This window comes from Candidatus Protochlamydia sp. R18 (assembly GCF_000648255.1).
Taxonomy (GTDB): Bacteria; Chlamydiota; Chlamydiia; order Chlamydiales; family Parachlamydiaceae; genus Protochlamydia; species Protochlamydia amoebophila.
On sequence record NZ_BASL01000677.1, the window covers coordinates 24866 to 36943 of the forward strand.

Genomic DNA, 12078 nt, shown 5'->3' on the forward strand with positions numbered 1-12078 from the left:
ATACAAAAACAATTACTCATCTCTAAGCGATCAATTTCTAAAAAGCCTGTAAGTTCCATAAGCTGTTTGAACCCCTAAGCAGCTTGGCAGTAACTGATCAATAAACCTATTCCATTGCGTAATGGGTTTCTCAGATACATAAACCGTATCTCCTGGCATCAAGAGTAAACTATCATTAGGTAGATGAATAATGTGATTCCAAGAAAGAACGTAAATTTTAGGGTTTTGTAAATTTCCCCTAATGACTTGGATACAATCACGATTACCTGTAAAAGGAATGCCTCCAGCAGAGACAAGTGCTTGTCGTAAAGACATAAAACCATAAGGAAGATTAACAGCCATCGGATGTCCTACTTCGCCCATCACCATAACTGTCGAGTCACTTGGAGCGGCAATAAAAATACGATCTCCTCCACGCATAACAATATTTTGACTCATATCGCCTAAATTCATCAATTTATAAATATCTATGGGAAGCTGCTTCCCTTCTCTCACCACATAACTTTTAAAAAAATTGGCATTATTGGGTACTTTAGCTAGTGCTAAAACTTCATATAAACGAATTTTTCCATCGACAGCAATGACAGGAGTGGCTACAGCTCCTGTGAGTTCAACTTTTCTGGAAAGCCTATTTCGATAATTCAAGAAAACTTCAACGTCTTGAATTTGTTCTTGATAGCAAAGCTGTATTTTCTGTCTAGCCTCTTCAAGCGACAAACCTGCTACTTCAACAGATGGGATATCTGGAAAATCGACCCTACCTTCACTAACACGAAAGCCTATTGTTGCATTAATAAATTGAATAGCATCCATCACATCGCGTCGTTTCGGATGGTAGATCGCAATATTCAAAATATCATCTTCAGAAATGACATCTTGATATTCTTCCATTGCATCGCAATCTAATTCCTTAACGTCTGATCCTTCCATATCCAAAATTGCCAACTTCCCCTGGCGAATTTTATAAGAATCAATCACAAATTCATCTGCACCAAACACGTCATAATTATGACAAGGGGTACTACAAGAGCTGAGAAAAAAAAGAAGGGAGAGGAGGCAAAATGCAAGATATTTCATCATAGAGGTTACAAACTTTAAAACTTTAAACTTTTAGGAGTTATCTTTCTTAGCCTATTTTATATTAAATCAAAAGCATTTTCTCTTTCTAAACCGCTTTAACCCAAGCATTTTTTGTTATGTTTTTTTATTAGTCAAAAATTATTTTAACTCATGATCGGTCATTAATCGTAAGCTCAAACTAATAAGGTGAGGTAGCGAAGATATCCTTTTCAAGATTGGTGGGTTATGCTTTAATCATCAACTGACACATTTGAGTTTAGATTATATGGCACGTTTTTTTGATAAACAACTCTCTTTAATCATTCTTATATTTTTGATGCCTCTCTTTTTTCTCCCTAAAATCAACCTCTTAACAGTTGGTTCCGAAACGGCAGGTTTGAGAATTGATGATCTATTTCTCCTTTTCTTTGGCACACTGTTAATTTGGGCTCATCTTCTTTTAGATAAACGCTTGTACATGATTGAAATTTGGGTGCTCATTTTAACTTTATTTGGCATTCTGTCATTTGCTTCTAATCGGTTTCTAATTTCGCTTGGATATCATTTTTTAGATGCAAAAATTTTTTACGCAATCCGCCTGCTAGAATATTTTTTATTTTTCTACATTGGAACTTTAGCTTTTCGATTTCATTTGAGTAAAGGCTTTATACAAGCGTTCTTTTTATGGAATTTTTTCCTAATGACTTTACAAAAGTTAAATTTAGCAGGAGCTATCACAAATTTAGGATACGAAAAAGATGTTTCAGCAAGGGTGCAAGGAATCGCCTCTTTCCCTTCCGAGATGGGGTTATTACTTAATCTATTATTTTGCTACATGATATATGATGATAGCTATCGATCGAAAATCATTCAGATATTCCCTCCTTATTATCGTTATTTTCTTCGCAAAAGCTATTTATATATTCTGTTTATCGTCATTGGCATTTTTGTGATATTTACAGGTAATCGTATTTCTCTCCTTGCCCATTTGATCTGTTTTTTAGGTAAGCTCAAACAGGAAATTAATTGGAAATCAATTGGATCTTTTGTTTCTTTAACAATTGCTTTTCCTCTTTTAATGGGAATCATTATTTATATGGTGATACAAACAGATTCTATCTATAGCCGTAGCGCCAGCCTACTTTCTATAAAAAACATTCATTTAGCACAAATTGTTTGGGATAAAATTGATCTAACTCAAGATCCCATTAGCAAAAAATTGATAGAGACTGATGAATATGATATGAGCTGGTGGCTGCGCATCCATAAATGGATTTTTGTGACTAAAGCTTTCGTCAATCATCCTGAAGTTTATTTACAAGGATTAGGACCTGGATTTGCCTGGTCGGCATTAGATGGAGGAATATTAAGAATCATTGTAGAATATGGCTTAATTGGCTCTCTACTTTTTTTCAATTTTTTTAGATCTATTTACAAAATTAATCAACAAATGAAATGGATGACAATTTCTTTACTCATCAATATGATTTTTTTTGATGCTCACCTCGCTTATAAAACAATGAGTTTTTACTTATTTGCCGCTGGTTACTGCTTTGAATCTAAGCATAACCACTCTTTAACTGCTAGCTCCACTCGTGCTAACCAGTTAAAACCTGAATTAATATTCTTTTCTTAGTGACAAACGGAGCACTTTAGTTGCCTAATGAGATATAACAACATTTTATGTTGGGTAAAAGATAGCAATCACATAACTTCTAAACAAACCTGAAGGAATAATGCCAAGTTGGCAACTCAATAGAACTTCTTGCCCATTTTTATTTTTAGCAAGCAATCGAATTTGCGACTCGGCTGCCGTTGTAAGAGCAGCTAATCCTCTTCTCCATTCGTTCAATCCTTCTTGAATAATTTGGGCAAAATCTGAAATGAGCTTATCTGCACTCCATCCAAGCAAGGCTTTGGACTGTTGATTGGCAAATAATAATTTTTGATCTTTCTGAGAAAATACAACAATCAACCCACCCTCTTCATTTTTTAAATTGTCAAAAAGACGCCGCTGATCAATAGCATAGTTAGAAGTTGAAAATTCTCTATAGCGAGTAGTTTCATTATTGTAATAATTAGCCCCAGTCATTTTTTGAGCCATATTGATACATTTTTTCAATAATGCACTAGCTTCAATTGTCGTTTTGACCCAATAACCGTTTTTAAGATCTAACGAAGGAATGATAGAAGTATGAGTGGGAAAATCATCGAAGTCTTCAATAAATGGTCCATTGGAGTTATTTTTAAACAATTCTTCTTTTTTAGAAGTATTTGATTCTGTTTCATGTAAATATAGTAGAGTTTTAATTTCATAACTCAAATCATGCACCTTTGTATCAAGATGAAAAATTTGATCTTGTCTTTTTTCCATTTCGCTACGCTGATCTTCTATTGTCTGCTGTAAAAAGTTAATTTGTAATTGTTTTTGCTTTAATTGTTCTTCAGAAAAAAGTTTATAGTCTGCAAAATCTTGTTGAGTTTGCTGAGTTTGCGATATAAGGGATTGATTTTCTTCAACTAATTTTTGAATTTCAGATTGCTTAAGAGCTAATTCTTCTTCCCTTTTTCTTTCTTCATCGTTGAGGTTTTCTAGCGAATTTAATAAAGTCACCTCTTCTTTAGTTGTAAAAGGAGAAGCTTCTTCCAAAGGCACTAATGTAAATGCAGGATCCAATGCCGTCACTTTATTCTCTTTTTCAGAAGAAAGATTGCTTTGAGAAGAAAGGATCGTTGACTCTCCCTGCCACTTCGTTTTTAAGCCTATTTCCCAGTAGTAAGCAAGCAAAATTAAACAAATAGATCCAATAGCAACTAGAAGAAGTCCAAAAGTAAGGATAGACCAACTTTTCTGATGGGGCATTAAACCTATGCTATAGGTAACAAAAAATAATAAAGGGAGAAGATAGAAAAAAATAACGGCTACAGAAAAAAACTGTCGATTTGTTGTTTTAAATTTCATACTAAAAAATACGATTTCCTGATTCATTATAAATCCAACTATACACAATTGATATTAAAAGGGACATGAGACTTCTTTCCAAGCTTGTTTTGTTTGCAAAAAAATTTTCTCCTATTTTCTCTAATCATTATAGCTTCAATAGATAGCAAATGATTTAAAAAATATCGTTTTAAGTTGCACACTATTCTCTCCCTTGTTATGTTCTTACAATATAGAAAACAATTTCAAGTTTGTAATTGATTATTAAAAAAAATGTCTAATATTGATGCATTTTGCGCCATATCAAACATTTAAATTTATTATTAAATTTCATTTTTATAGTATTTATTTTAACTTTCCCTAATATTAAATAATCAGAAAATATGTCCGATCATGCACAATTTGACATCGTCATTGATTCCTCTGGAATTCAAAAAGAATACTTAAAAGATCTTTATCGCTATCGAGAATTACTTTATTTTTTTACGTGGAGAGATATTATTGTTCGCTATAAACAGACAGCGCTTGGAATTTTATGGGCTTTATTTCGTCCTATTTTAAATATGTCTGTCTTTGCTTTAGTATTTGGCAAAATTGCTAATCTACCTTCTGACGGAGTAAATTATCCTCTATTTGTCTTGGCTGCAATGCTACCTTGGTTACTTTTTGCAGGTTGTGTGATTGATACTAGTAATACTTTAGTGAATAATGCAGCAATGATTTCCAAGGTCTATTTTCCTCGTATGATTCTACCCATTAGTAATATCCTCGTGAATTTTTGTGATTTCATTGTGACTCTCTTGCTTTTATTTATTTTATTTTTATTTTCAGGCGCATTAACGACTTGGACAATAGTACTACTTCCTATTTTTATCAGTTTGAATTTGATTCTTTGTTTAGGAATAAGCCTGTGGATGGCAGCCGTTACAGTCCGCTTTAGAGACTTTCGTTTTTTAATTCCTTTTATCGTCCAATTCGGTTTGTTCATTTCTCCGGTTGGTTATGGAAGTTTTTTAGTGCCAGAACCGTGGAGATGGCTTTATTTTCTTAATCCGATGGCAGGTATTATTGAAGGCTTCCGTTGGTGTTGTTTAGGCATATATCATACCGATCTTCCTTTAGCCTTGCTTTTATCTAGTCTGATAAACTTCATTTTGTTAATCACCGGATTTAGATATTTCCGTAAAATGGAACGTATTTTTGCAGACATTATTTGAGTAAACTATGAATATCGTTGAAATCGAGCAGTTATCTAAAAAATATTTAATTTCTCATGAAAATCAAAATCCTTACGCTTCTTTAAAAGAAATTGCGACTGATTGGTTCAAAAATTCTTTTAAACGTTTAACTTCCCCTTCAACTTCTTTTGTGGAACAGTGTGAAGAGTTTTGGGCAGTCCAAGATATCAATTTAAATATTCAGCAAGGAGATCGAATTGCTTTACTAGGGCGGAATGGAGCGGGTAAATCAACATTACTAAAACTAATTTCGCGCATTACAGAACCCACAACAGGCAAAATCAAAATCCGAGGGCGTGTTTCGTGCTTGTTAGAAGTGGGAACAGGGTTTCATCCTGATTTAACAGGTCGAGAAAATATTTTTCTGAACGGCGCAATTATGGGAATGAGTTATCAAGAAATACAAACTAAATTTGATGAAATTGTTGATTTTGCCGAAATAGAAAAATTCTTAGATACACCAATCAAAAAATATTCTAGTGGTATGTATATGCGGCTTGGATTTGCTATTGCCGCCCACTTAAATTCTGATCTTCTAATTGTCGATGAAGTTTTAGCTGTAGGAGATGCACAATTTCAAGAAAAATGCATAAAAAAAATGAATGAAATGGGAATGCAAGGAAGTACTGTTTTATTTGTGAGCCACAGTGTGAGTTCTGTACTTTCTCTATGCAATAAAGGAGCCTTTCTCGAAAAAGGAAGACTGAAAGCTCTGGAACCAATTGAAACCTGCGTTAACCGCTACATCAACAGTTGTCCCGCTGCAGGACTTGAGTGGAAAGGAACCTTGGGAGATGAGCATGTTCAATTTTTTCAAACAAAATTATCCACTCCTAAATCTAGTTCAGCCCTTTTTTTCCACGATGAACAAGCAATTATCAGCATCGATTTTGAAATTTTGAAAACTCAACCCGACCTTATTTTAGGAATTAGTATTTTAAATAGTCGCAATCAAATTATTGCAAGATCTCGCCTTTGCGATCATGATGAATATTACGATCTCATTTCAAAAACGGGGCGCCATCATTTAAACTACGCTTTAGATCCCAGCCTATTCCATCCTGGCGAATATCAAATCCGATTAGAATGTTCTATTTTAAACAAAAAGAAAATCCTACAAGGTGAAATTTTATTGAAATTTATTGTTTATTCTTCACAAATCCAACAATCCAAATATGAATTTGGAACTGACAAAGATGGAATTAGCTTAGGAAATCGTTGGTTCCTGTCAAAGCACTTATAAAGCCATGACTCAAGGAAGTGATCGTTTTCAATTTTTGGATGGACTAAGAGGAATAGCAGCTTTATGGGTCGTTCTCCTTCATTTTCATACACTCATTAATGAAAGGTCTACTAATCAATTTTCTTGGGTTCTTAATCAAATATTGCCACATGGACATATAGGAGTTAACATTTTTTTTGTCTTGAGCGGTTTCGTTATAGCTTATAGCATTAGACAAAACATTATTACCTTTCCTTTCATTGCTCGTTTTTTTATTCGAAGATCTATTCGCTTAGATCCCCCATATTGGGCAGCTTTACTCATTTTGACAGGGCTGATTCTAGCCGGACCCTTTTTCTTTCAAAGAGGGATAGAGTATGTACCTAGCTACCAGCACCTGTTTCTCAATGCTTTTTATATTCACAATTTTTTCGAGTTAAAAAGTATTTTACCTGTTGCTTGGACACTTGCCTTAGAATTTCAATTCTACTTTGTCTTCGTTTTTCTCCTTAAATCTGTACAATCTTTAAATATTCAAATGAATCATTCTGAATTCAACTATTCTACAAAATATGCAACAGGTTTATTTTGGTTTTTATTCATCTTATCCCTCATGCAGATGTCTCATATAGGATTATTTTTTGAGTTACCTGGTTTTTTTCTGCCTTTCTGGTATAGCTTTTTTATTGGTTCTTTGCTTTGTTGGGCAATGTTGAGCTTAGTATCCGAATTTCAGCTTTTTTTATTCTTTACTGCCATGCTTCTTTTTTATGTGATTGGAAAAAACGAAGATATTTTGATCACTTCAGCTGTCGCTTTATCCATTCAATTATGCATAAAGAAAAATAAACTCCACAGCTACTTAAGCTCTTATCCCTTTCAATACTTAGGTAAGATTTCTTATAGCTTATACTTGACTCACTGGTGCGTCGGGACTAAATTGATCAGTCTTATTTCCTATGCTTTAAATACAGGTATTAACGAAATCCCAGCTTCTATTCTTCTTATAATGGGCACTCTCCCAAGCCTTGCGGTTGCTCACATATTTTATCATTACATTGAACAACCTTGCCTGCATTGGAGCCGAAAAATTAAATTCGAAACTATTTTTCTACCTCAGAATTTCCGAGCCACAAAAGAAAAACAAGGTCCATGAGGATGGGCCAGTTGGTCAAAATTAATATCAATACGGTTATATCCAAAATGGTAGCAACAATTAAGTATATCTTCCCTAGTTAACCACTAACTTGTATTAGCCGGTCCCCCAATAAACGTAGACCATTTTCTAGCTGAACCATATCGATAGAGATACGTTGAGTCATTAAATCCTTCGTAAGTGGCTGAAGTCGCGGCTCCAAATCTTTTTCTTAATAAGAATTTCTTGCAATGTTCTTCTTCACAATAATGACTCCAAACATATAATTGCGGACACTTATCTACCATTTTGGTATACGTATTGACCTGCTCCCAAAAATTTAATCCATCTTAAGATGGATTAAATTTTAATTAAGGAGCAAAAAAATACATAAAAGTCGTTTTTCCGAAGAGCAAATTATTTCTATTTTAGGCGAAATGAAAGCTAGGTGTAAAGTTCTAGAGCTTTGCCGAAAGCACAATGTGACACCCAATACCTTTGATAAATGGAAGGATAAATTGGCAGCATGACAGTTTCGGAGGCCAAGCGTCTAAAGGCTTTAGAAGAAGAAAATGCAAAGCTAAAAGCGATACTTGCGGAAGCGCTATTAGACAATCGAGCCCTTAAGGATATTGTTTCAAACAAGTGGTAGGCTCACAAGCTCAAAGAAAAGCGGTCGGTTATCTAAAAGAGCATTTTGAGATAAGCGAAAGAAGCGGTTGTGAGTTCATCAAGGTGGCGCGATCGACCATGCGTGATAAAAGTCATGCTTGAGAGAACAAAGGCTTAAAAGAGCGTATTTTTCAGATTTTTTTTAAAGCATCAAAGCGATGGCTATAGAAGAATCACCGCTGTTCTTAAAAGAGAAGGATGGTTGGTCAATCATAAAAAAGTTTATCGCCTATCCATCGAAAAGTCGTTAACTTTAAAAAGAAGAGTTAAGAAGAAGTTTGCCAATCGATAGAGAGAACACTTGAAAAATGTCACCGACTAAATCAAAGATGGGCAATCGATTTTATGTCGGACAGTTTGATTTCAGGCAAGAAAATCCGAATGCTACCTATTGTAGATGTTTTTTCAAGAGAATGCCCAAGCGATTGTAGTGGGAAGCTCTATGCCAAGCTACCTAGTAATTGAGGGTTTGGATCGTTTGAGCTTGATAAAAGAACTGCCAGAAAGCATCACAGTAGACAAGACCCTGAGTATACTTCAAAAATGATTCAAAAATGAGCCAAAGAAAAAGGCATCGAACTGAATGATATTTCATCAAGGAAGCCAATAAAGAATGGCTATATTGAAAGTTTCAATGGAAAAATCAGACAAGCATGCTTAGATCAACATTTATTTTTAGACTTACAAGGAGGCATAAAAAATCATAGAAGCTTGGAGGATAGAATACAATGAAGAGCGGCTGCCTAAGCTTGCTTGGGTATTCGACTGCAGCGGAATTCACTAGCAAATATTTTCTTAAACAAGAAATGATGGAAATCAATAAAAGTATGAGTTTATCATTGGATTGCATTCTTGGAGAAGGTCATTCTAAATTTATTCTTAAAAAAATGATAAAAAAAGCCAAAGGATTTTTTCTTAAATCCTTTGGCTTTGATATTTTGTTACTTTTTTTTATTCAGCATCGACTACATAGTATACAAAAACTATGATGAGTTATTTTTCAAATTTTTTGCAAAATGATCCCTTACCTAATTGAAATCAAACTTTTAAGAAAATAACCTTCAAGAGTTTTGGATTAAAGCTTCTCGGTCAGATAATATAGCGGCTCCTAACATTGCTCGGAATAAGGATTTTTTTAAATCTATCTCTAAAACGGTTGAAACTTTGTAGTGTGCTTTCTGCATTGATGGTAAATCTGCGAATGGTGCCATTCCTTCTCCCATATATCGGCCTATTATTTTTTCCCTCCAACCTGATGAATATTTTATTGATAACAGCCGTATCTCCTGCACAGAGGAACTTATATCCTTATCGAAGAACACCCAGCTTAGAAAATTCATACTGTAAATATGAGAATCAAAGGAACTGACTCCAAAGAGATTGCCTCCATAAAAAAGATCAAGCTTTTTTTTCATAATGTCAATACGTTCGTCCCAATCTCTAGTGCCGTAGTTTGCTCTAATTTTTTGAATCTTATTTTGTATAGATGCTATGAAAGCATCTTCCGACTCGAAAAAACTCTCCCCAGAATAAAATACCTCATCAATGATCTCTTGTTTTTCAATGATGTTTTCTAGATCTTTTAGTTTCACTAGTGCATTGTATATTCGATCTAAATCATCAGAGCAAAGATCAATCGTTTCTTCGATCTTTTTCTGCTCTTCTTTTTTCAGTTCATTCCATCTTATTAATGCGTAAATACCGTACGGTATCCCGCTTGGAATACAAAGAAGCACTGTCGCCCAAGGTGGTAATTTAAATTTTTCTAATACTGAATCTTTCGCTGATTGATAACTTTCCTGGAGAATAACCCATCTTTCTTTCGCTTTTTTTTGATCTTCGGGAAAGGATCCCAATAAGCCCAACACATAATCTCGAAGCCGATTTACTTTTTTTTTGAGTATAGCAATTGTTTTTTTAGAGACCTTGCCTTTTAACTCTTTTAATACTGTGTCGATAAAAGAGATATTAAGGGTACTAAGGATGGAGCGGATGTACTCTTTGATACAACGACCTACAATTTCCTTGTCATAGTTGCGAACAAGACGAGGATCGATTTCTGGCAAATGTAAAAACTGTCCGATTTCCGGATTCGACTGGGAAAAGATGGTATTAATTAAGCTAGACTCTAGCACACTTTGTACAAAAACTTGAAGGTTTTCAAACTTTATGTCGTAATCTTTAAGATTTTTCATCTCTAGCTTCAGACTGTTCTTAAACCGATTTTCTAATAGTCTTTCATCATCAGGATCTAAAGGTTGCGAAGAACTCACACAGATCGGTCCCCTTTCAAAGTTCTCAGAAAAAGTTGCAACGCATGAGGATAAATGACTCGTATCTTCTAGATTATCAAATCGGATGATCTCTTTTAAGCCAATTTGCCTTAATAGTTCCTCTTCTCTTTCTTGGAGCCTCTTGCGACTTTCTGCTTTGGGGCCCGTTTCAGGCAATGGTATCTGTTGTGTTTGCTCTTTCTCTTCCTGCATCTTAGCAAGTTGTTGCTGCATTTTCTCTATCTTAGGTTGTAATGCCGGCATATCTAGAGCGGCAAGTGTCTCGATGGATGCACGAAGTGCAATCTCTTCTGGAGTGCGTTCTAATAGTTCTTTCTTCTGTTGCTCCTCTATTGCTTGAATTTGTCTAAAATCAGGATCTTTGGAGTATTTTGTGATTCCTAATAGACAGTCGTTCTTATTCTTGAGTAAATGACTCAGACGAGACCCTAGTTGAGCTGCGGCTGCAAACCTGCCTTCATTATTTGTGATCGACTCGAGAATCAATATTTGGGGAGTGTATTTTGCGATCAGCGCTTTTAGAGCACACTCCATCCCCAAAGAGATGAGAGATCCATTAGTATCGTCAAAACCGGGAAAATCAATGATGGCCCAATCTTGGACGATTTCAATGGTCGGGAGAAATGTACATGAAGTTGCTCCAGAAAGTCCAATAATCTGTTGCCGATCACTTTGTGATTCGTAGTGGAAGTCTTTTAATATCATCTGATCTCCTCTTAGGAAACATAACGTGGTCGACTTGCCGGCTCCTGAGGGGCCTAATAGGAATAAAATACGAGAGCGATCCGCAGGGATAGAGTTTACGACTTTTTGAATGATTGCTTCTCGAGTTTCCAAGACGATATGAGATAAGAGAGAAAAGGGGATTTTTTCAATTTCAGATCGCCGTTCGTTGCGACTGGGAAGAGCTCTCATTTGAAGGAGATGATCGTAGAGGTGAATGTAGCCGTTGTCGAGTAGTTCATCCAAATAAGCTGGATATGACAAAGGATCGTATTTTCTGAGCTCTTCTAAATCAGATTTTCTTTGTGCGATAACTTTCTTTAGCTGTTCGTAATCTTGAAGTTTTTTTTTCTTGCATTGCAAGATTTTATTCACTTTTTCAGTACGGTTAGGCCCTATCAAACATTTCACATCTTCATCGAATTGATCTGTGGAAAAGCAATAGGGAAGCTCCTCGGCAATAGCTTGAAAGTAACCGGAACTAAAGTTACGCTGTACGCTTTTAAACTCCTGCTCGATTTGCAACTCTGAATCTGAAAAGTGTTGTAAATGGTAGAGTGAAATCAAATCCTGCGCGCTAACTGCTTGATTAGAAACAATCTTTTTAACTTTTTCTATAATTTTTTGGAGGGCATGGTGGCTATTCCGCGCAGGTATCTCTTCAATTTGCCTCTCTAAGAGATCTACAGACTGATAAATTTGGTTAATCTCTTCCACATCGTGTCGACAAAGGAGCTCTTTTGCTAAAATCTTCTCAATGGCTTCCACTCCTTGTTCTATTATTCGAATAGGAG

10 protein-coding genes and 2 pseudogenes are annotated in these 12078 nt (G+C 35.2%); 8 read left to right on the forward strand and 4 right to left on the reverse strand.

Features of this window, described 5'->3' with window-relative positions:
• Positions 1-30: 30 nt before the first annotated feature.
• Positions 31-1080: a polysaccharide biosynthesis/export family protein gene (locus TY19_RS05065; RefSeq protein WP_193354024.1), complete on the reverse strand. Its 1050-nt coding sequence runs from the start codon at positions 1078-1080 to the stop codon at positions 31-33.
• Between the two features lie 265 nt (positions 1081-1345).
• Between TY19_RS05065 and TY19_RS05070 the strand changes: the two genes are divergently transcribed.
• Entirely contained in the window at positions 1346-2695 is a 1350-nt protein-coding gene (locus TY19_RS05070; protein WP_052354792.1) for a hypothetical protein, read from the forward strand.
• 45 nt (positions 2696-2740) lie between these two features.
• Here TY19_RS05070 and TY19_RS05075 read toward each other — a convergent pair whose 3' ends face one another.
• Positions 2741-4048, reverse strand: coding sequence for a hypothetical protein (locus tag TY19_RS05075; RefSeq protein WP_042280697.1), 1308 nt, complete (start codon positions 4046-4048; stop codon positions 2741-2743).
• Positions 4049-4383: 335 nt separating this feature from the next.
• Here TY19_RS05075 and TY19_RS05080 point away from each other — a divergent pair, with 335 nt between their 5' ends.
• The 3 genes from TY19_RS05080 to TY19_RS05090 are packed head-to-tail and all read left to right on the forward strand — an operon-like array spanning position 4384 to position 7616.
• Positions 4384-5217, forward strand: coding sequence for an ABC transporter permease (locus TY19_RS05080; protein WP_011174732.1), 834 nt, complete (start codon positions 4384-4386; stop codon positions 5215-5217).
• A gap of 7 nt (positions 5218-5224) precedes the next feature.
• Positions 5225-6481, forward strand: a complete 1257-nt coding sequence (locus tag TY19_RS11665; RefSeq protein ID WP_052354793.1) for an ABC transporter ATP-binding protein — start codon at positions 5225-5227, stop codon at positions 6479-6481.
• 4 nt (positions 6482-6485) lie between these two features.
• The gene (locus TY19_RS05090) at positions 6486-7616 is read left to right on the forward strand and encodes an acyltransferase family protein (RefSeq protein WP_042280698.1); all 1131 of its coding nucleotides are present in this window, start codon (positions 6486-6488) and stop codon (positions 7614-7616) included.
• 86 nt (positions 7617-7702) lie between these two features.
• On the opposite strand, the gene TY19_RS15210 is transcribed toward TY19_RS05090, so the two are convergent.
• Complete coding sequence (locus tag TY19_RS15210; protein WP_148300637.1) at positions 7703-7903, reverse strand: hypothetical protein; 201 nt, start codon at positions 7901-7903, stop codon at positions 7703-7705.
• Positions 7904-7981: 78 nt separating this feature from the next.
• Here TY19_RS15210 and TY19_RS26770 point away from each other — a divergent pair, with 78 nt between their 5' ends.
• The 4 genes and pseudogenes from TY19_RS26770 (at position 7982) to TY19_RS26780 (ending at position 8999) form a co-directional block, all read left to right on the forward strand.
• Complete coding sequence (locus tag TY19_RS26770; RefSeq protein ID WP_102035389.1) at positions 7982-8125, forward strand: transposase; 144 nt, start codon at positions 7982-7984, stop codon at positions 8123-8125.
• Positions 8122-8247: a hypothetical protein gene (locus TY19_RS20540; protein WP_255346661.1), complete on the forward strand. Its 126-nt coding sequence runs from the start codon at positions 8122-8124 to the stop codon at positions 8245-8247. The genes TY19_RS26770 and TY19_RS20540 overlap by 4 nt, the downstream gene beginning before the upstream one ends.
• A gap of 168 nt (positions 8248-8415) precedes the next feature.
• A pseudogene (locus tag TY19_RS26775) lies at positions 8416-8559 on the forward strand (IS3 family transposase); the annotation flags it as partial.
• 287 nt (positions 8560-8846) lie between these two features.
• Positions 8847-8999: a transposase gene (locus TY19_RS26780; RefSeq protein WP_226988484.1), complete on the forward strand. Its 153-nt coding sequence runs from the start codon at positions 8847-8849 to the stop codon at positions 8997-8999.
• Between the two features lie 329 nt (positions 9000-9328).
• On the opposite strand, the pseudogene TY19_RS16190 reads toward TY19_RS26780, so the two are convergent.
• Positions 9329-12078: pseudogene (locus TY19_RS16190) on the reverse strand (hypothetical protein); the annotation flags it as partial.